This window comes from Brevundimonas sp., assembly GCF_016463485.1.
Lineage (GTDB): Bacteria > Pseudomonadota > Alphaproteobacteria > Caulobacterales > Caulobacteraceae > Brevundimonas.
The window spans coordinates 1-26571 of record NZ_JAEMRD010000019.1 but is presented as its reverse complement, the minus strand read 5'-3'; the positions used below and the strand labels follow the sequence as shown (position 1 = coordinate 26571).

The window sequence follows — 26571 nt, the reverse complement described above, 5'->3', positions numbered from 1 at the left end:
CGTTCGCGTCGTGGGGACGCTAATCAGCCCCTCGCGATAAGAAAAGGCCCGATCGAACGCGGCCGTACGTTTGGAGCCCCCGATGCCCGCTGGAACCACCCGCCCCGCCCTGATCCTGCACGGTGGTGCCGGGGCCCGGCGTGAGCGCAACTACGACCGTGAGATCGTCCATATGCGCGAAGTGGTCGAAGCCATGAAGGCGCGGCTGGAGGCCGGGGCGTCGGCGCTGGACGTCGTGGTCGAAGCCACGGCGATGCTGGAGGAATCGGGTCTCTACGTCGCCGGACGCGGCGCCTCTCCCAACCTGGCCGGGGCCTACGAGCTGGACGCCAGCCTGATGGAGGGTTCGACCCGCCGGGCGGGTGCCGTCGCGGCCCTGCAAGGGTTCAAGAGCCCGATCACGGCGGCCCGGGCCGTGATGGACCGGACCCCCCACGTCATGCTGGCCGGAGAGGGCGCGGCCCTGTTCGCGATGGATCAGGGGCTGGAAGCCATCGGTGACGAGGCTGCCTGGTTCACCCACGCGGGACAGGGCGAGGACAATCATCCGCCGGGGACGCTGAGTCACGGTACCGTCGGCTGCTGCGTGCTGGACACCCACGGCGTTCTGGCCGCGGGCACCTCGACGGCGGGTGTGTTCGGCAAGATGCCCGGTCGGGTCGGCGACACCCCCATTCCGGGGGCAGGAAGCTGGGCGGACGAGGGCGCGGCGGTGTCCTGCACCGGTCAGGGCGAGTATTTCATCCGCGTCGCGGCGGGCGCCCAGGTCGGCTGGCGCGTCGGTTCAGGTCAGTCCCTGGCCGAGGCGACGCGGGGCGTCATCGACCAGATCGGCGCCCTGGGCGGCGACGGCGGCCTGATCGCGCTGGACGCCGCCGGGAATATCGCCGACCCCTTCAACAGCCAGGGCATGAAACGCGCCTGGCTGCGCCCCGATGGCGAGATCGGGGTCGAGGTGTTCGGGCGGTAGATGACTCTCCTCCCCAAGCGGAGCTTGGGGAGGTGGATGCGAGCTCTTGCGAGCAGACGGAGGGGTTCTTCACCCCAGACACGGTATGCGCGGCGAGAGCCCCTCCACCACTTCGTGGTGCCCCTCCCCATTCGCCAAGGGGCGACCGGGGAGGAAAGGCTTCACACAGACAGACACACCACCTGCGCCACCCGCAGTTCGCGCCTCAGCGTATCCGCCACCCGGCCGTAGTTCTCGACCGTGACCGGTTCGTCCAGAGGCCGGGCACCGGGAGCGGCGACGCCGAGAACGGCGGGGCCGAAGGTCTCGGGCGAGGTGGTGTAGATGCGGCCCCGGCGCGGGCTCTCGGCGATGGTGACGCCCAGGACGCGGCCTTCGCGGTCCAGGGCCGGGGCCCCCGATAGCCCGGCCAGCGTCCCCGCTAGACCCTCGGTGCGCCCGGTCTCGGCCCAGACCAGCACCGGCTCGTCGCGCTGGCCCCGGCCGCGCACCCGCAGGGTCTCGCGGCCCAGCAAAAGGCTGGAGGCCTCTCCGGCGCGGCCTTGCGGGAATCCCGGATGAAAGGCGCGCTCGCCGATCCGCAGGCTTTCCATCAGCACCGGCAGGGCAGGGGGGCCTCCATCGGTGATCAGGATGGCGATGTCGGCCTGTCGCGCCAGCCGCACCGAGGCCGCGACGGCCCGGTCGCCGCCGATCACGATGGCCGGGCGGCGGCAGCCCTCGACCACATGGCGCGCCGTCGCCCAGCGGCCGGTCTCGGCGATGGAAAAGGCGGTCCCGGCGGCGGGCTGGAACGGAATGTCGGGGGCATCAACGGTGATGGCCGGATCGAACGGGGTGATGGGACCCAGCAGCGCGCCTTCTGCCGCGTCCGGCGGCGGTGGGGCGGGCGGGGCGTCAGCGTTCTCGCGGCCGGTCAGTGAGGCGATCAGAAGCCCCGCGATCACCGCGCCATAGATGACCCAGTCCGGGATCCTCACCCGCTCATCCCGCCAGGGCGGCCGCCAGGACCAGGGCGGTGGCCAGCTTGGCCGAGACCAGCAGCACGGCCGCCGAAATCTCGCCCTCCTGGATCCGCTGCGGCAGGCCGGTCAGGATCAGGTCCACGACCCGGAAGGCGAACAGCTGTAGCACCAGGGTCGCGATGCCCCACACGCCGATGTCCCTGAGCGAGGTCGAGACCGACAGCGACACCGCCAGCGGAATGGCCAGTCCGATCAGCACCCCGCCGAAGGCCACCGAGGCCGCCGCATTGCCCTCGCGGATCAGGGCGATCTCCTTCCACGGCGTCAGCCAGGCATAGAGGGTCGCGCCGAGGCCCAGCAGGGCGAAGGTCAGCAGCACATGGCCGATCATCACCGGGAACCCGCTGGCGAAGGCCTGGATTTCGGGGCTGGCGAGGATGTCGGGCAAGGACGACGGTCCGTGAACTCAAGCGGTTAGGCCATGCGGCCGGTCGATCGTCCTTGCCCGAATCCCGCCCCAATCCGCAAGCGCGTCGACGCCACACTCTGTCACGAAAGATTTCGGGTGGTCCTCTGAACGCCGTCACCCTCGGGCTCGACCCGAGGGCCGGACGCGGGGCGAAGACGGACAGGAGGATTGAGCGGGATCGAGGGTGTGCCTCTCGCCCGCCTCCGATGCGCTGACGGTCCGATCCTCGGGTCAAGCCCGAGGATGACGGGTTTGAAGGTGTGCGCTACAGGCGGCTCATGTCCGAAACCCTCCCCACCGTCCTCGTCGTCGCCGTCGCCCTGATCGATGTGGACGGCCGGGTGCTGATCGCCAAACGGCCCGAGGGCAAGCAACTGGCGGGCCTGTGGGAGTTTCCGGGCGGCAAGGTCGAGCCGGGCGAACGGCCCGAGGCCGCCCTGATCCGCGAACTGCGCGAGGAACTGGGCATCGAGGTCACCGAATCCTGCCTGGCCCCCTTCGTTTTTGCCAGCCACGCTTACGAAAGCTTTCACCTTCTGATGCCACTGTATCTGTGCCGACGCTGGTCCGGCGTGGTCGTGGCCCACGAACACGCCGCCCTCGCCTGGGTGAAGCCGAGCAAGCTTTCGGACTATCCCATGCCGCCGGCCGACGCCCCCCTGGTCGCCTGGTTGCGCGACCTGCTCTGAATCAACGGTTGCGCCAGGACAGCGCCCAAACCCGGAAAGGACGACCGATGCGCACCCTGCTCGACCGCTTCCTGACCGACGATTCCGGGGCCACCGCCATCGAATACGGCCTGATCATCTCGCTGATCTTCCTGGTCATCGTCTCGGCCGTCACCGCCTTCGGCAACCAGGCCTCCGCCATCTTCAACACCGCCATGTATGCGGTGCGGGACGCGATGTAGCTTAGATCAGCGGATGGGGTGGGATCAGTTCCGCCGCTCGCTCACCTTCAACGCATCCGCCAGCCGCGTGGTCGCGGACCCCCGTTTGAGCGGCTTCTGCTGGCTTTCGTGCGGGGCCCAGCCGGCGAGGTTGACGATCTCGAAGGTGGCCGGGATCTTTCCATCCGGCTCGGCGTACCGTTCGGCGTACAGGACGGCGGCGCGGCCAACGATTCCCCGCGTCAGGGGGCGGATCGTCCCCGCCAGCTGGTTGGTCTCGCCCATGGCCCTCAGGTCGCGGATCAGGGCGAACAGGTCGGGATAGCGTACGGTCACCCGATCGACGTCCGACACCGGCAGGGCGAACCCGGCCCGCTGCAACAGGGCCGCGCCATCGTATCCGTCGGCGAAGGGCGAGACCCGCGCCTGGGTGCCGCCGCGTTCGGCGAGCTCCGCCTCGGTCACGACCGCGCGCAGCTCCTTCAGCGTCCCGGCCCCCAGCAGCGTGCCCAGGAACAGCCCGTCCGGCTTCAATGCGCGTCGGATCTGGCTCAGCGCGCCGGGCAGGTCGTTGGCCCAGTGCAGGGTCATCAGCGACATGATCAGGTCGGTCGATCCCGCCTCGATCTCCAGATCCTGCGCCCCCGGTGCCGCGGCTTGCGCGCCCATCCAGCGGGGCTCTCCGACCCGCGCGGCGGCGATGCTGTCCCTCAGCCTCTCCCGGAACGGCCCCGGATGCGCCGACAGGTCGACCGCGGCCGGAAAATCGCGCAGGGTGGCCTCCAGGCTGTTCACCGCGTCTTCGGCGGCCCGCACGTGCAGGAAGTCGGCCGACCCGAACCGGGCGGCGGACCGGGCCAGCCGGGCGGCACGGCGGCGACTGTCGAAGATGACCGGGGGGCCGGAGGGGGTGCTCATGGAGGTTCAGGATGGGGGTTCGTCGCCGCAAAGCCAAGCGGGCCGTGCCGCGTTTCGCCTGCCTCGCCTTCCATCCCTGACCGAGTTGGGGCGGTGCCTGGCCGACCTGATCCTGCCGCCCGTCGCCCATGACAGCCGCGAGGCCACCGCCGCGGCGGGCCTGTCGGCCGACGCCTGGAGCCGGGTTCAGTTCCTGGAGGCCCCCGTCTGCGACGGCTGCGGCGCGGCCTTCGAGTTCGACGGCGGGGCCTTCGCCGCCGCCCGCTGCGCCGCCTGTCTGGCCAGCCCCTATGCCTTTGCCCGGGCCCGGGCCGCCTGTGTCTATGACGAGGCCTCGCGCGGTCTGATCCTCAAGTTCAAGCACGCCGACCAGCAGCAGTTCGCCGGCCTGTTCGCCCGCTGGCTGGGCCGAGCGGCATCCGACCTGATCGACGACGCCGACGCCGTCGTTCCCGTGCCCCTCCACCCGATGCGGCTGTTGTCGCGGCGCTTCAACCAGGCGGCCGAGATCGCCCGTCCCCTGGCCCGCCATGCCGGCCTCGACCATCTGCCCGACGCTCTGGTCCGCTCGACGCCGACGACGACGCAAGGGGGAAAGTCGATGCGCGGCCGTCGTCTGAATGTCGCCAGGGCCTTTGCCGTCACCGAGGCGGGTCGCCGCCGGATCAAGGGTCGGCGCATCCTGCTGATCGACGACGTCCTGACCACCGGGGCGACGGGCGAGGCCTGCGCCCGGGCCCTGATGGATGCGGGGGCCCGCGCCGTGGACCTGGCCGTCATTGCGAGGGTGCGAACCGCGCGCGAACTGCCTATGTGACCCTCAATCGGGTTCCGTGCGTTGGAATCCTGTCCCTAACCTTTTGCGGAGTCTTCGCCTTGGCCGAGATCGTCATCTACACCAAACCCGGTTGCCCCTACTGCGCCTCGGCCATCGCCCTGCTGAACAAGAAGGGGGCCGAGTACCAGGAGATCGTCGCCTCCAGTGATCCGGAGAAGAAGCAGGAAATGATCCAGAAGTCGGGCGGCCGCGCCACCTTCCCCCAGATCTTCATCGACGGGAACCACATCGGCGGCTGTGACGACATCCAGGCGCTTGAACGGCGCGGCGGCCTCGATCCGCTTCTGGCGGCCTGATCGCCGTGTCTCACGGGCTCGACATCGCCCTGATCCAGACCCGCACCCCGGCGACGGCGGAGGCGGCCCTGGCCCATGTCGAGTCCCTGATCCGCCAGGCGGCGGCCGAAGGCGCGAAATTCATCCTGACGCCCGAGGCCTGCAACCGGCTGGACCAGCGTCCCGATACCCGCCGTGTCGGTATCGTGGACGAGGATCAGGATGCCGCCGTCATCGGCCTGCGCCACCTGGCCGCCGAACTGGGCGTGTGGTTGCTGATAGGATCGGCCATCGTGAACTCGGGCCATGCCGGCGATGCCCGCGCCGCCAACCGGTCGCTGCTGATCGACGCCCATGGCGTGATCGTCGCCCGCTACGACAAGCTGCACGTCTTCGACGTCGACCTGGCCAATGGGGAGCGGTACCGCGAGAGCGCGGGCATCCGGCCCGGCGACGGGGCCTGCGTCGCCGACACCCCCTGGGGCCGGCTGGGCCTCAGCGTCTGCTACGACATGCGCTTCCCGCACCTGTATCGCCAGCTGGCCAAGGCGGGGGCGGTGATGATCGCCGTGCCCGCCGCCTTCACCGTGCCGACCGGCCGCGCCCACTGGGAGACCTTGCTGCGTGCCCGCGCCATCGAGACCGGAGCCTATGTCCTGGCCCCGGCGCAGGGCGGGGTCCACGAGGACGGCCGAGCGACCTTTGGCCATTCGATCGTCATCGCGCCCTGGGGCGAGGTCATCGCCCGCCTTGACCATGACGAACCGGCCGTGCTTCACGCCACGCTGGATTTCGCCCAGGTGGAACAGGCCCGCGCCTCGGTGCCCGCCCTGCGCCACGACCGCGATTTCGCGCCTCCCTTGTGACTGGGCCATCATGATCCGCTACGCCCTGCATTGCGATCACGCCCACCCGTTCGAGGCCTGGTTCGGCTCGTCCTCGGACTATGACGACCAGGCGGCGCGTGGGCTGGTCGAATGCCCGTTCTGCGGCTCGCGCGGCGTGTCCAAACAGATCATGGCCCCCGCCGTCGCAGGCACGAAGCGGTCCGACGCCTCGCCCGAGATGGCCGCCAGGCTCCAGACCATGATGATGGACGCCGCCCGCGAGGTCCGCGCGCACGTCGAGCAGAATTTCGACTACGTCGGCGACACCTTCGCCCGCGAGGCCCGCGCCATCCATGAAGGCGCGTCCGAAAAGCGCGAGATCTACGGCGAGGCCACGCCCGCCGAGGTCAAGGCGCTGAAGGCCGACGGCGTCCCCTGCGCCCCTTTGCCCGCCGCCCCGCCCGATCCGGCCAAGATCAACTGACGTGACCGCAGGCGAGGATCACTACGCCGAGCACGAACCGCCGGCCTCGCTTCGGCCCTTCGTGCGCACCATCTGGACCTATGGCTCGCCGAACCCGTCGGGGGCCGTGCAGCGGATCGCACCGGACGGCTGTCCCGAACTGATCCTGGACATCGGTTCGCCGTACGAGGAAGCGGGCGAGGACGGCGTCTTCCGTCTTCAGCCGCAAGCCCTGTTCGCGGGCCAGATGACCCGGCCCCTGGCCCTGCGGCCCGTCGGTCCCGTCGAACTGGTCGCCGTCCGTTTCGAGCCCGACGGCGCCCGCGACTGGCTGGGCCATTCGGCGCATCTGGCCGTCGATCGCCGTCTCGACATGACCGGGCGGCTGGCGGGTGTCACCGCTCCCCCGCGCGATCCGCAGGGACAGGTCGCGGTCATGGTCGCTGTTCTGGAGGCGCACCGTCGCGAACACGGCTGGACGATCGACCCCCTGGTCCGCGCCGAGGTGAACGCCGCGCTTGCCGAGGCGGCGATCCCGGCTCGCTCCCCCGCCGAACAGCGGGGCCTCCAGCGTCGCTTCCGGGACCGGGTCGGCATCTCGCCCCGCGAGTTGCGATCGATCCTGCGTTTTCGGCGGGTGTTCGACCACGCGGCTGACCCTTCGGCCGATCCCATGCCCTGGCTCGAGGCAGGTCTGGAGGCCGGCTATTTCGACCAGCCCCAGATGGCACGGGACTTCCGCCGGTATCTGGGCTGCACCGCCACCGACTGGGCGCGGGACCAGGTCGAGCTGGCCCGCAGCCTGGCGTCGCAATCCTACAAGCCCTCGCCCCATTCCCCGCTCTAGGGTCGGTCCGCACCGATGGAGACCGCCATGCTGACCGCTCTGCTGACCGCCGCCCTGATCCAGACCGCCACACCGGCACCGGCACCGGCACAGTCGCCGGACCTGTCGTGGATGGCGGGCTACTGGCTGGACTGCTCCGGCGGCGGCGAGGTGTCCGAGACCTGGAGCGACCTGCGCGCCGGGCTGATGGTCGGCCATGCGGTCACCATCTCGGCCCGGGGGCGTCCGTCGTTCGAGGTGTCGCACATCGTCCCGACGCCCGAGGGCCTGGCCTATGTGGCCCAGCCGAACGGTGCGCCGCCGACCCCCTTCGTGCTGATCGAGAGCGGTGCGAACCGGGCGGTGTTCGAGAACGCCGCGAACGACTTCCCGACCCGGATCCTCTATGAGCGGGCCGGTGATGCCCTGAACGCCCGGATCGAGGGCACGATCGGTGGTGAGGCGCGGAGCATGGCATGGACCTTCGAGGCGAAACCCCTGAACACCCGCTGCCCGCGCTGATCTGGAGACCGATGGCCCCGGCCGACCTCGACGGGGTCGCCGGCATCGCCCTGATCGGCTTTCCCGACCATTTCGAGGGGCGGGACTGTTTCGAGAACCGTCTGATCCTCTGGCCCCAAGGCTGTTTCGTCCTGGCCGACGAAACCGACCGCCCGCTCGGCTATCTGATCGCCTATCCGTGGCGGGCGGATGAGGCCCCGGCGCTGAACACCCTGATCGCGGCGATCCCGGACGATGCGGCGGTGATGTATCTGCACGACCTTTGCCTGCACCCTGACGCGAGGGGCCAGGGCGCGACGGCGGCGATCGTCGAGCGACTGGCGGATCAGGCAAGGGCACAGGGCTCGCCCGCCCTGGCCCTGGTCGCCGTCAACGACGCGACCGGCTTCTGGGCGCGCTACGGTTTTTCGGTGCGCGAGAGCGAGGTGATGACGGCAAAGCTGGCCGGATACGGGTCTGACGCCCGCTACATGATCCGGCCGCTCTGAGCCGCGTCGGTCAGCTGCGCGTCCAGCCCTTGGCGGCCATGCAGTCCCGGAAATCGTCGGACCGCAGGCCCTTGCCGGTCGAGGCGCGGCATTCGCTGCGGGCTGCATCGAAGGGTTGGGCGTTCTCGCCGTGCCACGCCAGGTCGTCGTCGCTGTCCGCGTCGATCACGGTGACGCAGGCGGAGGTCAGAAGCGCGGCCGAAGCGGCGGCGGCGAGGATCAGGAGGCGTTTCATGTCATGGTCCCGGTGGAGCGTGTGAAGGCCCCTGTCTCTCACCGCCCGCAGCCACCTGTCCCGTTACAAGACCGCAACCTGGATGAATTCGCCGTAAGCCTCGGCCGATCAGGTCGCGGGTCGCGGGGCGGGCAGGGCCGAGCAGTCGGGCTGGGGCCCCGGCGGGATGGGCACCCCGCCGATGGCGACCCACTGCCCGGTCCACCCGCCTGTATCGCCGGCCGGCCTGGGCCAGGCGGTCGTCTTGACGGTCGGGGGCACGGCGGCATCCAGCGTCGCATTGCCCGAGGGGCGCACCACGATGACCTCGACGACGCGCAGGGGATCGGTTTCCCAGCGCGCGCAGATGCCGACGACGCCCGCCAGCCGCTGTGCCTGCTGGATCGTCTCGACGGACTGCAGCGCCGTCACCGCTGCCAGGATTTCGATCATGCCGCCTCGCCTCTTGTCGCGATCATCATGTAGTTGATGGCCGCATCGTCGCCCTCGCTCCACCGCCCCGTCAAGGGATCGAGCGACAGGCCGAACGGTCCCGACACCGCCACGGGCTCTGCCGACAGCATCATCCGGATCTCGTCGGGCTTCAGGAACTGTCGCCAGTCGTGCGTCCCCGGCGGCACCCAGCCCAGCACATATTCCGCCGCGATCTTGCCCAGGGCCAGCGACTTCAGAGTCCGGTTCAGCGTCGCCACGATCAGCATCCCGCCCGGCTTCACCAGCCGCGAGCAACTGCGCAAGAAGGCCTCGGGATCGGCCACATGCTCGACCACCTCCATGGTCAGGACCACGTCGAATGGTCCGGCGTTCTCTGCCTCCATCTGCTCCACGGTCGCGGACCGATAGGCGATGTCCAGGCCCTGCGGCTCCGCATGGGCCCGTGCCGTGCCGATGTTCTCAGCCGAGGCGTCGATGGCGGTGACGGCGAACCCCATCCGCGCCATCGGCTCGGCCAGCAGCCCGCCACCGCATCCGACATCGATCAGGCTCAGCCCCTCGAACGGTGCCCTGCGCCGGGTGTTGCGCCCGAAATGCTCGCCGACCCGGTCGCGTACGAAGGCCAGCCGGGCCGGGTTGAACCGGTGCAGGGGTGCGAACGGCCCCCGCTCGTCCCACCATTCCGCTGCCTGGGCCGAGAACCGCGCCACATCGGCCGGATCGATCGAGGGGCCGGCGGCGGTGTGGACAGGGACGGCGGTCATTGGAAGGCTCTCGAAGATCAGCGCAGCAGAACGATGTCGACGCCCACGTCCACCTTCGCCCATGGCTGGTCCGTGGTCCAGACCGGTGCGCCTTCGCGTCGCGCCAGGGCCAGGCAGGCGCGGTCCCCTATCGACAGGCCATGCGCGTCTGTGGTGGCCCGAAGGAGTCCGGCGTCGACCGCGAGCTGCTCATCGAAATCCACGATCCGGTAAGGCAGCAGGGCCGTGCGGATTCTGGCGGACGCCGGATCGAGCTTTGCCAATCGGGCCACGACCTCGGCCAGGTTCACCGTACACAGCGTACCCGCTCCGCCGATGGCCATCACGCGATCACCGCCCGGTTCCCCCCTCAGCATCGCGATGACCGCTGAGGAATCCAGGACCGGGTCAGTCATCCGCAGCCTCCCGGGCCGCCTCCGCCCGTCGCTCGGCAATGAGTTCCTCGGACCAGAGGGGCTCACCCGGTTGCCAGACGGGGAGGCCCTCGCGTGCCTTCTCCAGCGCAACCGCCGGCCCCATAAGCGTCAGCGTATCCTCGCCGTGACCTGTTGCTGTCCAGGTGCCGATGACAAATCTCCCCTCGGAGGTGCCAAGCCGACGAACCAGACCCGCCGGCAGGGTGACTGAACCGTCGCCGGCCACGGCTATTCGGATCGGCAGGTCGGATCGATGATCGCCGCGGGTCTCGGTGTCATAGCGCACGCCGACCTCGCTGACGCCTTGAGGCGAAGGTCTGCCGCGCGCTGCGTCGTTCACCAGCACCTGACGAACCTGCTGATATGACCGATTCACGAGACGCGCGATCTCTGCGCGCGAGTGACCGGCTTCTGACAATCGCCGTATCCGGTTCGATATTGTCTCGGTTGGTCCGTCCATGACATCCATCAGTTACTCCATCTGGAGACATGCGACAAGATCACGAATGTTCGCGGAACCGGACAGCAAAGCTGCGTTGTGAACCGCACCGCCCGCCGTTAGAAGGCCGCAACCAAGACCCTCTAGACGCACGGACGCGCCCCCTTTCCATGACCACGCCTGCGACCACACGACTGGTGATGAAGTTCGGCGGCACCTCGATGGGCGACCTCGAGCGTATCCGTAGAGCGGCCCGTATCGTCGCGGCCGAGGTCAAATCGGGCAAACAGGTCGCCGTGGTCGTCTCGGCCATGGCGGGCAAGACCAACGAACTGGTCGCCTGGACCGACGGCACGGGCCCCGCCGCGCCCGGCCTTCCCCTGTCGGATGATGAATACGACGTCGTCGTCGCCTCGGGCGAACAGGTCACGGCGGGCCTGCTGTCCCTGACCCTGAGGAACATGGGGCTGAACGCGCGCAGCTGGATGGGCTGGCAGATACCGATCATCACCGACGACGCCCACGGCCGCGCCCGCATCGAGGACGTGCCGGGCGAGGTGCTGGGCGCCGCCATGGATCTGGGCGAGATCGCCGTCATCCCCGGCTTCCAGGGCGTGACCCCCGGCGGCCGGATCACCACCCTGGGTCGGGGCGGCTCGGACACATCGGCTGTCGCGGTCGCCGCCGCGCTGGAGTGCCCCTGCGACATCTATACCGACGTGGACGGCGTCTACACGACCGACCCGCGCATCGAGAAGAAGGCCACCCGGCTGAACCGCGTCAGCTACGAAGAGATGCTGGAGATGGCGTCCCTGGGCGCCAAGGTGCTTCAGACCCGGTCGGTCGAACTGGCCATGTCAAAGCGCGTGCCCGTGCGCGTGCTGTCGAGCTTCGTCGAACCCGACGAGGACGGAAACCTGCCGGTCGGTGCCGGCACATTGATCTGTGACGAGGAAGACATCGTGGAAAAGCGCATCGTGTCGGGCGTGACCCTGAGCCGCGACGAGGCCCGGATCACCCTGCTGGGCCTGATCGACCGCACCGAGGCCACGGCCGACGTCTTCACCCGCCTGGCCGAGGCCAACGTCAACGTCGACATGATCGTCCAGTCCCAGTCCCGCACCGAGGGCACGGTCAACCTGACCTTCACCACGGGCCGCCGTGACGCCGTGCGCGCCGAGGAGATGATGCGCGCGGCCCAGACCGAACTGCATTTCGAGGAAATCCGCGTCGACGCCGACGTCGCCAAGGTCTCGGTCATCGGCGTCGGTATGCGCAGCCACGCCGGCGTCGCCCAGACCATGTTCCGCGCCCTCGCCGACAAGGGCGTCAAATTCCAGGCCATCTCGACGTCGGAGATCAAGACCAGCGTGCTGATCGAGGACGCCTATGCGGAGCTGGCGGTGCGCGCGCTGCACGCGGCCTACGGACTGGACGCGCTTTAGGGCGACGTCGAGGTTCGACATCCGCGACGGCTAGAACCAGCCGGCCTGTTTCAGCACCGCACTATAGCTTCGACTGACCGGCACCTTCAGTCCGCCGACGAGCTGCGCCTCGCCCGCGCCGCGTCGCCAACGCACGGCTTCCACCGCCTCGGCGGCCACCCACCATGACCGGTGGACCCGCCATCCGTGGGCTTGGGCCAGGTCTTCCAGGGCATCGGCGAAACGCAGGGTGATCAGTTCCTCGCCGGCGTCGGTATGGACCTTGAGATAGTGGTCGTGAGCCTCGATGGCGATCAGACGGGCACCACGCCGTCTGGCTGACAGGCGGCGTCTGAATACCGCCTCGGCGTCGGGCAGGGGCGGGGCGATGACGGTTCGCGTCTCGATCCGCGTGGGCCGCCGCCGCCAGACCAGGGCCCTCACCGCCATCACCGCCAGCACGATCGGCCACACCTGCCAGAGCAGGTCCAGAAACACCGTCCAGCCGAACGCCTGCCCCATCAACAGCTTCTGGGTCGCCAGCACCAGCAGAGTGCCCGGCGGCGTGATCAACAGCGAGACCAGCGCCACGCGCCGCCACGTCACGGTCACGACCCGGCTCAGCAGATCGTCCGCCGCGACCCCGATCAGTCCGCATCCGACCAGGCAGATCGTCCAGTAGAGATAGCGCTGCACGGCGGGCGCACTGTCGCTGTCGAAGGGGCCGAGGAACCCCAGAAGCACGCCTATGGCGACCAGCATGCCGAGGTCTATTGCCCACCGCCTCGCCGCCGCCGCCCCTGGCTTCTTCGCCTTGCCGTCCATGCCGTCCCGTTCACGCACCCACGGCGCCGTTCGCGAAGCAAGGCCTAGCGAGCCGCCGTCCGACCGGCAATGGCGATCAGCGAACCCTGCCTCACCCCCCTTTGATCGGAACCGTCCGTGCCCCACTCCCGGCTCACCCGAACCCTGGCCGCGGCTCTAGCCGTCGCCGCATCGCTTGTTGCTCTTCCCGCCATGGCCCAGCTCCCCGGTGCCGATGTCGGCGCACGCCCTGAACCCACTGCGGTCTGCCATGTCGGCGTCTATCGTCTGGACGACGGCAGCTGGGTCGATCTGGCACCCAACGTCGATACGGGTCTGCGGTGGCGCAGGCTGGACGGGTCCACCAGCAGGATGATCCAGAATGCCGACGGTCGCTGGGTCAGCACCCTGGGCTGGACCAACCGTGTCGAGGGCCCGCAGCCGCAGCTCGGGAGCTGTGCCGAGGACCGGATCGCGTTCGACGGCCGACCGGGCCGCCGTGTGGCGCTCGACGCGCAGGAGACCACCTTCGTCGGCCACGGGGGAACCCGTCTGAGGGGGCGACTGATCCTGCCGCCCGGTGACGGTCCTGTTCCCGTCATGGTCGAGGTCCACGGCTCGGAAGGCTCCAATGCGCTGGATTTCAACGCCTTCCAGCGGTTCGCCCCGGCCTCGGGCGTCGGCGTCTTCGTCTATGCCAAACGGGGGTCAGGCGGATCGGACGGCGCCTACACCCAGGACTTCCATGTCCTCGCCGAAGACGCCGCGGCGGCCGTGGTCGAGGCCCGTAGGCTGGCCGGGGCGCGCGCGAGCCGTGTCGGCCTGCACGGCGCAAGCCAGGGCGGATGGGTCGCGCCGCTCGCCGCCAGCCTGACGCCCGTCGATTTCGTCATCGTCGGCTTCGGTCTGGCTTACGGCGTCCTGTCGGAAGACAGCGACGAGGTGATCCAGACGCTCGAGGCCAAGGGATGGGGCCCCGACGTCCTGGCCAGGGCGCGCGAGATCACCGACGTCACCGGCGCGTTCGTCGCCTCACGGGGCGCGGTCGGTTTCGACGGTCTGGAGGCGGTCCGCGCCCGCTACCGCGCCGAGCGCTGGTTCGCCGACATCAAGGGCGAGTTCACCGGCATGCTGCTGAACACCCCCAATGCACAGATCACCGCCATGGCTCCTCAACTGGATGTCGGGACATCGTGGGACTACGACCCCCTGCCCGTGCTCGTCGGCCTGACCACCCCGATGCTCTGGATCCAGGCCGAGAAGGACACCGGTGCGCCGCCGGACGCCACGCGCCGTCGACTGATCGCCCTGGCGGCCCAGGGACGCCCGATCACCCTGCTGGAATATCCCGACACCGATCACGGCATCGTCCGGTTCGAGACCGGTCCCGACAGCCGCCGTACGTCGCTCGGCTATGCGCCCGGCTATTATCAGGCCATGCTGGATTGGGCGCGGGCGGGACGGCTGGAGGGCGACTACGGCGACGGTCGCATCCTTGCCCGGGCGATGACGGTGCGATAGCGCCCCCTGGGGTCGACGGTCGTCCCCACCCCACGCCGGACGGTCAACACCGCGCGCCGTGGGGCAACGCGCGGCGTGTGGGTCTCTCCAGGGCTCCAAGGCGGTCCCCCGACACCCCAGAAGCTCTGTCGGGCGCATTCCAGCGCCGCGTGAGAGACGATCCACGAGACCGTCCGGCCGGGCGTCAGGAACGCCCTGTCATCGGCGATAGAACAAAGATTTTCGGCTCGCCACTGGACACTTTTGGGACGGTTGTCGATGAGTGACGGGGTATGAGCGCGGCGACCGAGACAGCGATGACACCCACGACCGGACCGGTTCACCTGAGGCCCGGTTTCGACGCCGCCATGCGTCACTCGACCCATGCGCCCCTGGCCCTGCTGGATCGCGATCCGGGCTTCTATCGCTGCATCGGCGACATCCCGACCTATGCGCTCGGGGTGCTGGCGCTTTATCTGCATTCGACCGACCGCCTGTATCACCGGGGTCTGCAGGAGGCGGCGCGGGATCTGTTCAGCGCAGGCCGGGCCAGCGCCATCCTGGCCCGGATGCAGAGCGCGGGGCTGATCGTGCCCGCCGACGCCTTCCAGCTCGGTCGCCAGCGCCGCTATGTCCCGGCCCCCGCCATGGTCCAGGCGTTCCGCGCCTGTTACCGGATCGAGCTGGAAAGCCTGGCCCTGATCGACGCGCGCGTGGCGCCGATGGTCGAGGCCTATGATCGCTCTGACGTCTTCGACCGCATCGTCGCCTTCCTGGCCAGCCGCCATCTGGCCGCGCCGGCCCTGGATCAGGAGCTGATCGATCCCCTGGGCGGGGTCGGGCGGCGGTCCATGGGGCTGATGTGCGCCTATGCCCTGGCCGAGGCGGCGTTCGCGGGCGGCGGGGCGCGCGCAGAGGGCGTCGTCACCGTCAACACCTCGGCCCTCGCCCGGCGGCTGGGCGTGTCGCGCACCCACGTCCGGCGGGTGCTGGCGACGCTGCGGGACGCCGGTCTGACTGCCGATGGCCCACGACCGGACCAGCTGGTCCTGACCCCCGCCTTCGCGGAGGGTTACCAGCTCTATTTCTACGGCATGTTCAGCGTCCTCCTGGCCGCTGTCGGGTGTCTGGACGCCTAAGAAGCGGCCGCCCAGGCTGCAGCCCGCCGATAACCGCCCGTCATTCGGTCTCCGCCCCCGGATCGGCTATAGCGAGCGTCACACCTGCGGCCTATCTTGGTCGCTCATCACGGGAGGCGGGATGCCGGTAGGCGGCGGATTGACGACGAGGGGGCCGCGCAACCTCCTGCGCCAGATCCGCGAGGCCATGGCCGGGGCGGCTCCGGCCCAGGAGCGGCTGGACCGCGTCGTGCGCACCATCGCCCAGTCGATGGTGGCCGAGGTCTGTTCCATCTATCTGCGGCGCGGCTCGGGCGAGCTGGAGCTGTTCGCCACCCACGGCCTGAACGCCGCCGCCGTCCACGAGACCCGGCTGCGTCCCGGCGAGGGCCTGGTCGGCGAGGTGGCCCGGATGGCCGAGCCGATCAGCCTGTCGGACGCCCCGTCCCACCCGTCCTTCGCCTATCGCCCGGAAACCGGCGAAGATCCCTACCACGCCTTTCTCGGCGCGCCCCTGCTGCGTGGTGGCCGGGCCATCGGGGTTCTGGTCGTCCAGAACCGGGCCGAGCGGCGCTACGACCCCGACGAGGTCGAGGACATCCAGACCATCGCCATGGTCCTGGCCGAGACGGTGGCCAGTGGCGAGCTGATGGCCCAGGAGGAGCTGCGCGACGTCGAGGTCGCGCCGCACCGCCCCGAACGGCTGAAGGGCCAGAAATTCGCCGACGGTCTCGCCTTCGGACACGTCATTCTGCACGAGGCCCCGCTCGCGCCCGAAAAGCTGCTCTCCGCCGATCCGGTGCTGGAGGAGATGAAGCTCAACCTGGCCCTGGCCGACCTCAAGGCCGGGATCGACGCCCTGCTGGAAGGCGGGCAGGGCAAGCTGGCGGGCCAGTCGTTCGAGGTTCTGGAAACCTATCGGATGTTCGCCGACGACCGGGGCTGGAACCGGTCGCTGCTGGAGGCGGTGCGCTCTGGCCTGACCGCCGAGGCCGCCGTGGATCGGGTCAGGAACGAACACCGCGCCCGCTTCGCCAAGGCCCGCGATCCCTATATCAAGGAACGGCTGCACGATTTCGAGGACCTGGCCAACCGGCTGCTGCGGGTGCTGGCGGGCGACAGTCCCGGCGGTCGCGTCCTGCCCGACGACGCCATCCTGGTGGCGCGGAACCTGGGCCCCGCCGACCTGCTGGAGTACCCGCGCGAGACGCTGAAGGGCCTGCTGATCGAGGAGGGGTCGGCCGCCAGCCATGCCGCCATCGTGGCCCGGGCGCTCGGTATCCCCTGTGTCGGCCGCCTCCCCGGCCTGCGCGACCGGCTGAGCGAGGGCGACCTCGTCATCGTCGATGGGGAAACGGGTGAGGCCCACCTGCGGCCCCGCCCGGACATGCTCGATTCGGTCCAGTCGCGCATGGCCGTGCGCAGCGAGCGCCAGGCCGAGTTCGCCAAGCTGAAGGACGTGCCCGCCGTCACCGCCGACGGCCAGCGCATCACCCTGCTGACCAACGCGGGCCTGGCCGTCGACCTGGACAATCTCGACCTCGTCGGGGCCGAGGGCATCGGCCTGTTCCGCACCGAGTTCCAGTTCATGGTCTCCGAGGAACTGCCGCGCCTGGACACCCAGACGGCGCTGTACAGGCTGGTGCTCGACGCCGCCGGCGACCGGCCCGTGACCTTCCGCACGCTTGACATCGGGGGCGACAAGGTCCTGCCCTATATGGAGACCACCGAGCGGGAGGAGAACCCGGCCCTCGGTCGTCGCGCCATCCGCCTGGGCCTCGACCGGCCCGCCCTGCTGCGGCTTCAGTTGCGGGCCCTGCTGGCCGCCGGGGCCGGGCGCGAGCTGCGTGTCATGTTCCCCATGATCGCCACGGTCGAGGAGTTCCGCGCCGCCCGCGAACTGATGGACATCGAATGCCAGTGGGCCCGCCGCCGCGGCCGCCCCCTGCCGGCCCTGCTGCGGGTCGGGGCCATGATCGAATGCCCCAGCCTGTTGTGGCACCTCGATGCGCTCCTGCCCCTGACCGACTTCGTCTCGGTCGGGACCAACGACCTGTTCCAGTACATGTACGCCGCCGACCGCACCAATCCGCTGGTCTCGGACCGCTACGACCCCCTGTCACCGCCTGCGCTCAGGGCATTGCAGACCATCCAGAAGGCCTGCGCCGAGACCGGCACCCCGGTGTCCGTCTGCGGCGAGCTGGCGGGCCGGCCGCTGGAGGCCTTTGCCCTGATCACCCTGGGCTTCACCCGGCTGTCGGCGCCGGCGGGCGGGGTGGGGCCGGTCAAGCGGATGATCCTGTCCGCCGACGTCGCCGCCGCCCGGCGCGGCATGACCAGCCTGCTGGGCTCATCGGCGGGTTCGATCCGCAACGAGATCGAAAGCCTGGCGCGGAAATTGAACGTCGCGATCTGAACCGTCCCGCCCTGGCACACGCGTCAGGGGAAAAGCGGACATGGCTAACAGATCGTTGATGCGTCGATGCAAATGGGTTATCCACAAGACGGACGCGACGGATTGGCTGGGGCTGATCCGGATGTCACACCGGACATGGTATCGACGGATGTGACGGCGACGAATGTGATTTCGTTTGCGTCCTGGTCGAGTACGGCGTCTCCGGGCCAAACGGAAACGTCGAGAGTGGGGTCTGACTTAATGGCGCTGGATACGGGGACTGTCCCCGACGAGTTTCGTGCGCATCCGGACTGGAAGGACCCCATGCCCTCCATCGCTGACGCCGCGACTCTGGGGGCCGGCCTGCGCGCGACGCGCGAGGCCTCGGGCCGGTCGCTGGCCGAATACTCCGTCATCACCCGCGTCCACACCCGCTTCCTCAAGGCGCTGGAGGAGGGCGACTTTTCCTCCCTGCCGTCGCGGGTCTTCTCCATCGGCTATGTGCGCGCCTATGCCGCTGCGCTCGGCCTCGACGAACAGCTGGCCGTCGAGCGGTTCAAGCGCGAGAGCCCGGACGGCTCGGTGCCGCTTCAGGCCCCTGTGGGCGTCGCTTTCGAGGATGTGCGCCGCTATTCGCCCCGACTGATCGGGGCCGTGCTGGTCGTGGGGCTGGCCGTCGTCGGCTGGAACGTGTTCCAGCGCGTCAACCTGATGCATGCCCCGGCCCCGTCGGACATCGCCGAGATCCCCGAAAGCTGGTCCCTGGGCCAGGTGCCGGGCCAGTCGGTGGTCGCCGTCGGCGCGCCGCGCCCGGCTCCGGCTGACCAGACCACTCCGACCCTGTACGTCACCCCGGGCCTCGAGGCCCAGCTGACCGGCATCGATCCGACGGACCCCGCCGCCGTCGCGGCCGCTGCCGCCGCCCAGGCCGGACCGGTTCAGAAGGCCTTCAATCCGCGCGGGGCCATCTACGGCGCTGCCGCCACCGCCTCCCAGGTCGTGCTTCAGGCGAAAAAGGCGGGCTTGCTGGTCGTCTCGACCGCCAACGGCCAGGTCCTGTTCGCCCGCCAGATGGCCGCCGGCGAGGCCTGGCGCGCACCGATCGACCTGGCCGCGACCGTGGACGTCTCCGACCCGGCCGCCTTCGACGTCTATCTGAACGGCGAACACGGCGGCGCGCTTCCCGCCACCGTCAGCCCCCTGAGCCAGCTCAACGCCCGCGCCGCCGCCCTCGCCCGCCAGACCGCCGCCCAGGTCGAAGCCGCCCAGATCGCCGCCGCCCGGGCTGCGGTGCAGACGCGGCAACAGTTCAATACGGCGGTTCAGGCGCAGTGACCCCGTCTCCTCCCCGTGCGAAGCATGGGGAGGTGGCGCGGCGCTTCTTCAGCGTCGTGACGGAGGGGTTCTTCCCCCCAGACACGGTGCGTGCTTTCAGAGCCCCTCCACCCCTTCGGAGTCGATGGCTCCCCATTCGCCAAGCGGCGAACGGGGAGGAGACGGACCGTCATGGCCCCGCCACGATAAAGCGCCTATCTTGATGCCGTCATGAGCGCAGATCACTCCCACATCCGTCCCTGGCGCCATATCGAGCGTCGCAAGAGCCGCCAGATCATGGTCGGCAATGTGCCGGTCGGCGGCGACGCGCCGATCAGCGTCCAGTCGATGACCAACACCCCGACGTCCGACGCCAACGCCACCATCGGCCAGATCCGCGAGCTTGAAGAGGCCGGGGCCGACATCGTCCGCGTCTCCTGCCCCGACGAGGATTCGACCGCCGCCTTCAAGACCATCGCCCGCGCCGCCAGGGTGCCGCTCGTCGCCGACATCCACTTCCATTACAAGCGCGGCATCGAGGCCGCAGAGGCCGGCGCCGCCTGTCTGCGGATCAATCCGGGCAATATCGGCAATGCCAGCCGCGTCCGCGACGTCATCCAGGCGGCCAAGGACCACGGCTGCTCCATGCGCATCGGCGTCAACGCCGGCTCGCTGGAAAAGGAACTGCTGGAAAAATACGGCGAGCCCTGCCCCGACGCCATGGTCGAGAGTGCCCTCAACCACGCCCGCATCCTCCAGGACCACGACTTCCACGAGTTCAAGATCTCTGTGAAGGCGTCGGACCCCTTCCTGACGGTCGCCGCCTATCAGCAGCTGGCCGAGGTCATCGACTGCCCGCTGCACCTCGGCGTCACCGAGGCCGGGCCGCTGCGCACCGGCACGATCAAGTCCGCCATCGGCATGGGCAACATGCTGTGGGCCGGGATCGGCGACACCATCCGGGTCAGTCTCGCCGCCGATCCGGTCGAGGAGATCAAGGTCGGCTTCGACATTCTGAAGTCGCTGGGCCTGCGCCACCGGGGCATCAACATCATCGCCTGTCCGTCTTGCGCCCGTCAGGGGTTCAACGTCATCGAGACGGTCGGCATCCTGGAAGAAAAGCTGGCCCACATCGCCACGCCGATGTCGCTGTCGATCATCGGCTGTGTCGTCAACGGCCCGGGCGAGGCCCTTTATACCGACGTCGGCTTCACCGGCGGCGGGGCGGGGTCGGGCATGGTCTATCTGAACGGCAAGATCGCCCACAAACTGGCCAACGGCGAGATGGTCGACCACATCGTCAGCCTGGTCGAGGCCAAGGCCGCCGAACTGGATGCCGCCAAGCTGGCCCTCGAAGCCGCCGAATAGCCTTCAGACGTCCAGATCGACCGTGATCGGGCAGTGGTCGCTGGGCTGCTCCCAGGCGCGCACCGGTTCGTGGATGGTCGCCGATCCCGGCACCACCGACGGGGTCAGTCCCGGCGAGGTCCAGATGTGGTCGAGCCTCAGGCCCCTCTGCGACACCCTGAAATCCTGGGCGCGATAGCTCCACCATGACGCCAGCTTCTGCGGCTCGGGAAAGGCGTCGCGGACCACATCGGCGAACCCGCCCGCGGCCTGAAGCCGATTCAGCGTCTGGACCTCGCCCGGCGTGTGGCTGACCACCTTGGACATGTATTTGTGGTTCCAGACGTCGAACTCACTGGGCGCGATGTTGAAGTCGCCGCACATCAGCAGTCGCCGCGACCGGTCCTGACGCTCGACCGTCTCGGTCAGCTGCTCATAGAAATCCATCTTGTGATCGAACTTGGCGTTCAGCTCCCGGTCGGGCAGGTCGCCGCCCGCCGGGATGTAGAAGTTCTGGACATCGACCCCGGCGATCAGCCCCGACACGCACCGAGCATGGCCGAGCTTGCAGGCCTGGAAGGTCTGGCTGTCCTCGATCGGCAGCTTCGAGGCGATGGCCACCCCGTGCCAGCCCTTCTGGCCCGCGATCTTCAGGTGCGGCATCCCCATCTCGGCAAAGGCGTTCCTGGGAAACTGGTCCTCCAGGCATTTGATTTCCTGCAGGCACAGGATGTCGGTCCCGCTCTCGGCCACGAACCGCGCCACCTGGTCGATGCGCAGGCGGACCGAATTGATGTTCCAGGTGGCGATGCGCAGGGTCATGGCCCCGCTTCTAGCGGCCCGCCGCACCGGGCGCGACCCCGCGCCTATCGTCGCATGGAACGGGTTGGGGTCTCGACGGCTTTCCCTGCCGGGCGCAGACTTGCCTCAACCCCAGTCGACCACCCGGAGCCCCCTGATGACCGTCCTGATCCGTCCCGAAGGCCAGACCGCCGACGACCTGAAATTCTCGCGCCGGACCCTGGGGGTCGGTGCCGTAGGCGGCCTGTTCTTCAGCGGATACGCCGTCGCCGCCCTGGCCCAGAGCGCGACCCCGGTGGTCACCGACACCGCCGGACTGGTCGCCGCTGACGTCACCTATCCGGCCCCGGACGGCTTCGCGCTTCCGGCCTATGTCGCCCGGCCCGAGGGCGCGGGACCCTTCCCGGTGGTGATCGTCGCGTCCGAAATCTTCGGCGTCCACGCCTATATCGAGGACATCTGCCGCCGGCTGGCCAAGGCCGGCTATGCCGCCATCGCCCCGGCCTTCTTCGTGCGCGTCGCCGACCCGGCACCCCTGTCCGACTTCGCCCAGATCCGCACCATCGTCAGCCAGGCCAAATACGAACAGGTCATGGGCGACGTGTCGGCCACGCTGGACTGGGTCGCCGCCCAGTCCTGGGCCACCGACAAGATCGGCATTACCGGCTATTGCTGGGGCGGCAAGGTCGTCTGGCAGGCCTGCGCCCGCTTCGCCCAGATCGACGCCGGTGTCGCCTGGTACGGTCAGCTGGCACCGTCGTCCACCGCCACGCCGGAACAGGTCGCGGCCGGTGCGCCCTGGCCCGTCGACCTGGCCAAGGACCTGAAGGCCCCCGTGCTGGGCCTGTACGGCGGTCAGGACCAGGGCATCCCCCTGACGGCCGTCGAGGCCATGAACGCGGCCCTCACCGCGGCCGGCAAGACCGACAGCCGCATCGACGTCTATCCCGACGCCCAGCACGGCTTCCACGCCGACTATCGCGCAAGCTACAACGCGGCCGACGCCGCCGACGGCTGGAGCAAACTGCTGGGCGTGTTCGAGGCGAAGTTGAAGTAGCACCGCGATCGCTTTTGCTTGATCGAGGCGCGGCATCGGCAAGCCGATCCTCTCTCCTGTCCCCGCGAGATGATTATTTTCCTATTTTCCCTTGCGGCTCGACCCAATCTTCCCCACTTCTCCGCCACGGTCTTTGAAATTGCAGGACATCGCGGCGACGCCGTGTGGCCGTGGGTTCGGTCTCTGAAACGCAAGTCGTTGATTTGTTTGGAGCCGCCGTGGCGGTTTGGCGGTTTGGCGGCCTGTTTCTTGGACCGCCACCGCCAAACGGCGCGGCACGCTGACGTCCGCATGGGCCCTTTCCACGGAGGGGTAGGCTCGGGATTGGGAGGTCTTTGATCTGAAGCGTTTGCTCTGTCTGAAACAGGCCCCCGCTTGCCCGATCCGGCGACGCGCCCTATCCCCTGACCATGACCCGCGCGCCCCTGATCTGCCCGTCCATCCTGGCCAGCGACTTTGCAAAGCTGGGGGCGGAGGTCGCCGCCATCGAGGCGGCGGGGGCCGACTGGGTCCATGTCGATGTGATGGACGGCCATTTCGTGCCCAACATCACAATCGGCCCCGACGTGGTGAAGGCCCTGCGGTCGCATACGACCCTGCCGTTCGACGTCCACCTGATGGTCGCGCCTGTCGATCCCTGGCTTGAGGCGTATCGTGAGGCGGGGGCTGATATCCTGACGGTTCATCCCGAAAGCGGTCCGCATCTGCACCGGACGCTGGGCCGGATTCGTCAGCTGGGGGCCAGGGCGGGGGTGGTGTTCAACCCGGGCACGCCGCTGGGCCTGCTGGAGGACGTCATCGACCTGGTCGATCTGGTGCTGATCATGTCGGTCAATCCCGGCTTCGGCGGCCAGGCTTTTATCGACGCCTCCTATCGCAAGATCGAACGGGCCCGCGCCCTGCTCGACGCCGCCGGATCCAAGGCACACCTCCAGGTCGACGGGGGCGTGACTGCCGCGAACGCCGCCGCCTGCGTCGCTGCCGGAGCCGATGCCCTGGTGGCCGGGACCGCCGTCTTCCGGGGCGGGCCATCCGCCTACGCCGCCAATATCGCGGCCCTGAAGGCCGTCTGAGATGGCCTTGAGCCCCTTCGCGCGCCGCGCCACAGAGGCCGAGGCTCCCGCACCCGGGGCCATCCCCGGCCTGCGTGGGGCACCCGTCCGCACCCCTGTCCGCGCCGGTGGTCCCCACACCGGCCCGACCCTGTGGCCCGCCATCGCCGGGCGGATGCTGACCCGCCAGATGTGGATCGAGCTCTATGGCCTGCCGGGCTATACGCTGACGCTGAAGGGGGCCAAGGCCACGGCCTTCTCGGCGACCCCGCGCGATTTCCGTCCCGCCGACGCCCAGGTCGGCAAGGCGCTGCTGTCCGGCCGCGCGACCCTGGCCGGCTCGACGCTCGAGGTCGAGGCCGGCGGCGACGTCTGGGACCGGCCCTGTCCGACCAAGGCCTTTGCGGTCGATCTGCATGCCTTCGCCTGGCTGCCCGGCCTGATGACGCAGGGCGAGAAGGGCGCGCGCGAGGCCCTGCGGCTGACCCTGCTGTGGGCCGACCATTTCGCGCGCTGGTCGCCCTTCGCCTGGGGCCCCGAGATCCTGTCGCGGCGGGTGTTCAACCTGTCGTGCGCCGCCCGCAAGCTGGGCGGGGTCGCCACCGAGGCCGAGCGTCAGCGGCTGATCGACATCCTGGGCCGTCAGGCGCGCCAGCTGCTGCGTCCGCCCGGCGGCTTGGCCGGAAAGGCCGAGCGGATGGTCGCCGCCGCCGTCGCGGGTTGCGTCATCGCCGGACCCTCCGGGGCGTCCCTGCGCAAGCGTGCCATCCACGCCCTGGCCGGGGCCCTGCGCGCCACCGTGGCGGGCGACGGTGGCCATGCCTCCCGCAATCCGGAGGCGGGTCTGGCCCTGCTGCTGGACCTGCTGACGCTCGAGGATGCCCTCTCGCAGTTGTCGGAGACCTCGCCGGAATCCATCGGCGGGGCCATCCAGCGGCTGACGGCGGCCCTGCGCGTCCAGACCCTGCCCGACGGCCGGCTGACCAGCTTCCAGGGCGGTGGGCCCAGCCAGGCGGTCCTTGTCGCCGCCGCCCGAGCGCACGACGACTGGTCCCAGACCGAGGCCGCTAGGGCCCCGATCGCCGGCAGCGTCGGCGGCCTGCGTCGCATCCACGGGGCGCTGCTGACCGTCGTCGCCGACACCGCCCGGCCCGCGCACGGGGCCTGGGGCGAGGCCGCCTGCGCCCAGCCCCTGGCGCTGGAGATCGCCTGTGGCCGAGACCGGATCGTCACCGGCTGCGGCTGGAGCCCGCGCGCCGCGGATCGACAGGCCCTGCGCCTGACCCCCGGCCATTCGACCCTGACGCTCGGGGAACAGTCGCTGGGCGATCCCCTCGGCGGGTGGAAGGGCGAGCTTCTGGGACCGCGCCTGATCGGCCGCCCGATCCACGTCGGCGCCGAACATCGCGAGGCGGAGGGTGCCGTCTGGCTGGAGATGGAGCACGACGGCTGGGCCGTGCCCTTCGGCCTGCTGCACCAGCGCCGCCTCTATCTGGATCAGAGGCTGGACGAGCTTCGCGCCGAGGAACGGCTGCATCCGGCCCCCAGCCATGTCGAGGGCGACGTCGTCCGCGCCATCGCCGCCCCCTATGCGGTGCGTTTCCATCTGGAGCCGGGGGTGCAGGCTTCCCTGGCCCGTGACCGCCGCTCGATCCTGTTGCGCGGCCATTCCGGCCGGGGCTGGTGGTTCAGGACCGACGGGCCGGACGTGGCGATCGAGCCCAGCGTCCACATTGACGAAGGCCTGACCCGGCGCTCGCTTCAGATCGTCGTGCGTGGCTCGGCCCGCACCGACGCCGAGACCAAGATCCGCTGGAAGCTGAGCCCGGCCGGGGCGGCGGGCGATCCGGTCTGACGGGGGCTTGCGTGCCGCAGACTTGAAGTCGCCGGCATCCGCCCATACGGCTTGGACCATGGACCCGATCTCGGAACGCCTGCGCCTGCGCCACCCGCAGAAGATCGACCTGTCGCTGGACCGGATGCGCACCCTGCTGGCCGTGCTGGGCGAGCCGCAGCATCGGCTGCCGCCGGTGATCCATGTGGCCGGTACCAATGGCAAGGGATCGACGGTCGCCTTCATCCGGGCGATGGCCGAGGCGGCGGGTCTGCGGGTCCACACCTATACCTCGCCGCATCTGGTGCGGTTCAACGAGCGGATCCGGCTGGCGGGACGGCTGATCGACGACGCGCGGCTGGAGGCGATCCTGGACCGGATCGAGGCGGTGCGGGGCGTGCAGGCGACGGTGTTCGAAAGCACCACGGCCGCCGCCTTCCTGGCCATGGCGGACGTTCCCGCCGACCTGGCCATCGTCGAGGTCGGCCTGGGCGGATCGCTGGACGCCACCAACGTCATTGAACGGCCCCTGGTCAGCGTGATCGCACCCGTCGATCTGGACCATGCCGAGTTCCTGGGCACCACGATCGAGGCCGTGGCCGGAGAGAAGGCAGGCATCCTGAAAGCCGGGGCCCGGGGCATCGTAGCGCGCCAGTCGGAGACGGCCATGGCCGTGATCGAGAAGGCAGCCGGTCGGGTCGCCTCGCCCCTGACGGTGATGGGCACCGATTTCGACGCCTGGGGCGAGCGGGGCGGAATGGTGTTCCAGGACCTGGAGCGGTTCCTCGACCTGCCGGCTCCGGCCCTGTTCGGGGCCCACCAGATCGACAATGCGGGACTGGCGGTCGCTGTGGCGCTGGAACTGGACCTGCCCGAGGACGCGATCGCGGAAGGGCTCCGGACCGTACGGTGGCCGGCGCGGATGCAGCGGTTGACGGCGGGGCCTTACGCCGAGGCGGCGCGCGCGGCCCCAGGCGACCAAGGGGGGGCCGAGCTGTGGCTGGACGGCGGGCATAATCCGCATGCGGGTCTGGCCCTGGCCCAGGCCCTGACCGACCGTCAGGCCAAGGCACCGCGCCCCCTGGCCCTGATCGTCGGGATGCTGGCCAACAAGGATGCGGGCGGGTTCTTCGAGGCGCTGAAGGGGTCGGACGCCCACGTCTTCACCGTCGGGTTCGACGGAGCC

30 protein-coding genes are annotated in these 26571 nt (G+C 69.6%); 20 read left to right on the top strand and 10 right to left on the bottom strand.

What is annotated here, in order from left to right:
* Nucleotides 1-82 precede the first annotated feature (82 nt).
* A complete protein-coding gene (locus JHC99_RS05030; protein ID WP_292152365.1) occupies nucleotides 83-970 on the top strand; it encodes an isoaspartyl peptidase/L-asparaginase family protein in 888 nt (295 codons plus the stop codon).
* A 161-nt stretch (nucleotides 971-1131) separates the two neighbouring features.
* Here JHC99_RS05030 and JHC99_RS05025 read toward each other — a convergent pair whose 3' ends face one another.
* Nucleotides 1132-1950, bottom strand: coding sequence for a serine protease (locus JHC99_RS05025; protein ID WP_292152364.1), 819 nt, complete (start codon nucleotides 1948-1950; stop codon nucleotides 1132-1134).
* Between the two features lie 4 nt (nucleotides 1951-1954).
* Nucleotides 1955-2383, bottom strand: a complete 429-nt coding sequence (locus tag JHC99_RS05020; protein ID WP_292152363.1) for a DUF350 domain-containing protein — start codon at nucleotides 2381-2383, stop codon at nucleotides 1955-1957.
* Between the two features lie 299 nt (nucleotides 2384-2682).
* Between JHC99_RS05020 and JHC99_RS05015 the strand changes: the two genes are divergently transcribed.
* Together JHC99_RS05015 and JHC99_RS05010 are read left to right on the top strand one after the other, a co-directional pair.
* On the top strand, nucleotides 2683-3093 hold the full coding sequence (locus JHC99_RS05015; RefSeq protein WP_292152362.1) for a (deoxy)nucleoside triphosphate pyrophosphohydrolase: 411 nt from the start codon (nucleotides 2683-2685) through the stop codon (nucleotides 3091-3093).
* Between the two features lie 47 nt (nucleotides 3094-3140).
* Complete coding sequence (locus JHC99_RS05010) at nucleotides 3141-3314, top strand: Flp family type IVb pilin (RefSeq protein ID WP_292152361.1); 174 nt, start codon at nucleotides 3141-3143, stop codon at nucleotides 3312-3314.
* Nucleotides 3315-3338: 24 nt separating this feature from the next.
* Here JHC99_RS05010 and JHC99_RS05005 read toward each other — a convergent pair whose 3' ends face one another.
* Nucleotides 3339-4211 (bottom strand): methyltransferase domain-containing protein, encoded by an 873-nt coding sequence (locus JHC99_RS05005; RefSeq protein WP_292152360.1) that lies wholly within the window; start codon nucleotides 4209-4211, stop codon nucleotides 3339-3341.
* On the opposite strand from JHC99_RS05005, the gene JHC99_RS05000 reads away from it, so the two are divergent.
* The 7 genes from JHC99_RS05000 to JHC99_RS04970 are packed head-to-tail and all read left to right on the top strand — an operon-like array spanning nucleotide 4210 to nucleotide 8450.
* Nucleotides 4210-5028: a ComF family protein gene (locus JHC99_RS05000; RefSeq protein ID WP_292152359.1), complete on the top strand. Its 819-nt coding sequence runs from the start codon at nucleotides 4210-4212 to the stop codon at nucleotides 5026-5028. The genes JHC99_RS05005 and JHC99_RS05000 overlap by 2 nt on opposite strands.
* A 59-nt stretch (nucleotides 5029-5087) precedes the next feature.
* A complete protein-coding gene (gene grxC, locus JHC99_RS04995; RefSeq protein ID WP_292152358.1) occupies nucleotides 5088-5345 on the top strand; it encodes a glutaredoxin 3 in 258 nt (85 codons plus the stop codon).
* Between the two features lie 5 nt (nucleotides 5346-5350).
* Complete coding sequence (locus tag JHC99_RS04990) at nucleotides 5351-6190, top strand: carbon-nitrogen hydrolase family protein (protein ID WP_292152357.1); 840 nt, start codon at nucleotides 5351-5353, stop codon at nucleotides 6188-6190.
* A gap of 10 nt (nucleotides 6191-6200) precedes the next feature.
* A complete protein-coding gene (locus JHC99_RS04985; protein ID WP_292152356.1) occupies nucleotides 6201-6635 on the top strand; it encodes a DUF1178 family protein in 435 nt (144 codons plus the stop codon).
* A 1-nt stretch (nucleotide 6636) separates the two neighbouring features.
* Nucleotides 6637-7461: a helix-turn-helix domain-containing protein gene (locus tag JHC99_RS04980; RefSeq protein ID WP_292152355.1), complete on the top strand. Its 825-nt coding sequence runs from the start codon at nucleotides 6637-6639 to the stop codon at nucleotides 7459-7461.
* 27 nt (nucleotides 7462-7488) lie between these two features.
* Entirely contained in the window at nucleotides 7489-7962 is a 474-nt protein-coding gene (locus JHC99_RS04975; protein ID WP_292152354.1) for a DUF6265 family protein, read from the top strand.
* Entirely contained in the window at nucleotides 7917-8450 is a 534-nt protein-coding gene (locus JHC99_RS04970; protein WP_292152353.1) for a GNAT family N-acetyltransferase, read from the top strand. Before JHC99_RS04975 ends, JHC99_RS04970 begins: the two co-directional genes overlap by 46 nt.
* 10 nt (nucleotides 8451-8460) lie before the next feature.
* Here the strand turns inward: JHC99_RS04970 and JHC99_RS04965 are convergent, their stop codons facing one another.
* The 5 genes from JHC99_RS04965 to JHC99_RS04945 form a co-directional block, all read right to left on the bottom strand.
* Nucleotides 8461-8685: a hypothetical protein gene (locus tag JHC99_RS04965; RefSeq protein ID WP_292152352.1), complete on the bottom strand. Its 225-nt coding sequence runs from the start codon at nucleotides 8683-8685 to the stop codon at nucleotides 8461-8463.
* 108 nt (nucleotides 8686-8793) lie between these two features.
* Entirely contained in the window at nucleotides 8794-9117 is a 324-nt protein-coding gene (locus tag JHC99_RS04960; protein WP_292152351.1) for a hypothetical protein, read from the bottom strand.
* Nucleotides 9114-9884 (bottom strand): bifunctional 2-polyprenyl-6-hydroxyphenol methylase/3-demethylubiquinol 3-O-methyltransferase UbiG, encoded by a 771-nt coding sequence (gene ubiG / locus JHC99_RS04955; protein ID WP_292152350.1) that lies wholly within the window; start codon nucleotides 9882-9884, stop codon nucleotides 9114-9116. Before ubiG ends, JHC99_RS04960 begins: the two co-directional genes overlap by 4 nt.
* Before the next feature lie 17 nt (nucleotides 9885-9901).
* Nucleotides 9902-10279: a type II toxin-antitoxin system VapC family toxin gene (locus JHC99_RS04950; protein ID WP_292152349.1), complete on the bottom strand. Its 378-nt coding sequence runs from the start codon at nucleotides 10277-10279 to the stop codon at nucleotides 9902-9904.
* The gene (locus JHC99_RS04945) at nucleotides 10272-10769 is read right to left on the bottom strand and encodes a hypothetical protein (protein WP_292152348.1); all 498 of its coding nucleotides are present in this window, start codon (nucleotides 10767-10769) and stop codon (nucleotides 10272-10274) included. The genes JHC99_RS04950 and JHC99_RS04945 overlap by 8 nt, the downstream gene beginning before the upstream one ends.
* Before the next feature lie 140 nt (nucleotides 10770-10909).
* Between JHC99_RS04945 and JHC99_RS04940 the strand changes: the two genes are divergently transcribed.
* A complete protein-coding gene (locus JHC99_RS04940) occupies nucleotides 10910-12184 on the top strand; it encodes an aspartate kinase (RefSeq protein ID WP_292152347.1) in 1275 nt (424 codons plus the stop codon).
* 30 nt (nucleotides 12185-12214) lie between these two features.
* On the opposite strand, the gene JHC99_RS04935 is transcribed toward JHC99_RS04940, so the two are convergent.
* Nucleotides 12215-12925 (bottom strand): LytTR family DNA-binding domain-containing protein, encoded by a 711-nt coding sequence (locus JHC99_RS04935; RefSeq protein ID WP_292152346.1) that lies wholly within the window; start codon nucleotides 12923-12925, stop codon nucleotides 12215-12217.
* Nucleotides 12926-13180: 255 nt separating this feature from the next.
* Between JHC99_RS04935 and JHC99_RS04930 the strand changes: the two genes are divergently transcribed.
* The 5 genes from JHC99_RS04930 (at nucleotide 13181) to ispG (ending at nucleotide 20662) form a co-directional block, all read left to right on the top strand.
* Nucleotides 13181-14488, top strand: a complete 1308-nt coding sequence (locus JHC99_RS04930) for a CocE/NonD family hydrolase (protein WP_292152345.1) — start codon at nucleotides 13181-13183, stop codon at nucleotides 14486-14488.
* Between the two features lie 296 nt (nucleotides 14489-14784).
* Nucleotides 14785-15606 (top strand): HTH domain-containing protein, encoded by an 822-nt coding sequence (locus tag JHC99_RS04925; RefSeq protein ID WP_292152344.1) that lies wholly within the window; start codon nucleotides 14785-14787, stop codon nucleotides 15604-15606.
* 121 nt (nucleotides 15607-15727) lie between these two features.
* On the top strand, nucleotides 15728-18001 hold the full coding sequence (gene ptsP / locus JHC99_RS04920; RefSeq protein WP_292152343.1) for a phosphoenolpyruvate--protein phosphotransferase: 2274 nt from the start codon (nucleotides 15728-15730) through the stop codon (nucleotides 17999-18001).
* Nucleotides 18002-18304: 303 nt separating this feature from the next.
* Nucleotides 18305-19315 carry a helix-turn-helix transcriptional regulator gene (locus JHC99_RS04915; protein WP_292152342.1) on the top strand — a complete coding sequence of 337 codons (1011 nt, stop codon included), beginning with the start codon at nucleotides 18305-18307 and terminating at the stop codon, nucleotides 19313-19315.
* A gap of 210 nt (nucleotides 19316-19525) precedes the next feature.
* The gene (ispG, locus tag JHC99_RS04910) at nucleotides 19526-20662 is read left to right on the top strand and encodes a flavodoxin-dependent (E)-4-hydroxy-3-methylbut-2-enyl-diphosphate synthase (RefSeq protein ID WP_292152341.1); all 1137 of its coding nucleotides are present in this window, start codon (nucleotides 19526-19528) and stop codon (nucleotides 20660-20662) included.
* 3 nt (nucleotides 20663-20665) lie between these two features.
* Here ispG and xth read toward each other — a convergent pair whose 3' ends face one another.
* Complete coding sequence (gene xth / locus JHC99_RS04905; protein ID WP_292152340.1) at nucleotides 20666-21463, bottom strand: exodeoxyribonuclease III; 798 nt, start codon at nucleotides 21461-21463, stop codon at nucleotides 20666-20668.
* A 136-nt stretch (nucleotides 21464-21599) separates the two neighbouring features.
* Here xth and JHC99_RS04900 point away from each other — a divergent pair, with 136 nt between their 5' ends.
* The 4 genes from JHC99_RS04900 to JHC99_RS04885 all read left to right on the top strand — a co-directional run.
* Nucleotides 21600-22499, top strand: coding sequence for a dienelactone hydrolase family protein (locus tag JHC99_RS04900; protein WP_292152339.1), 900 nt, complete (start codon nucleotides 21600-21602; stop codon nucleotides 22497-22499).
* A 410-nt stretch (nucleotides 22500-22909) separates the two neighbouring features.
* A complete protein-coding gene (rpe, locus tag JHC99_RS04895) occupies nucleotides 22910-23572 on the top strand; it encodes a ribulose-phosphate 3-epimerase (RefSeq protein WP_292152338.1) in 663 nt (220 codons plus the stop codon).
* A gap of 7 nt (nucleotides 23573-23579) precedes the next feature.
* Complete coding sequence (locus tag JHC99_RS04890) at nucleotides 23580-25406, top strand: heparinase II/III family protein (RefSeq protein ID WP_292152337.1); 1827 nt, start codon at nucleotides 23580-23582, stop codon at nucleotides 25404-25406.
* Nucleotides 25407-25464: 58 nt separating this feature from the next.
* Nucleotides 25465-26571 (top strand): folylpolyglutamate synthase/dihydrofolate synthase family protein (locus tag JHC99_RS04885; protein ID WP_292152336.1); only part of this gene is annotated, 1107 nt, incomplete at its 3' end.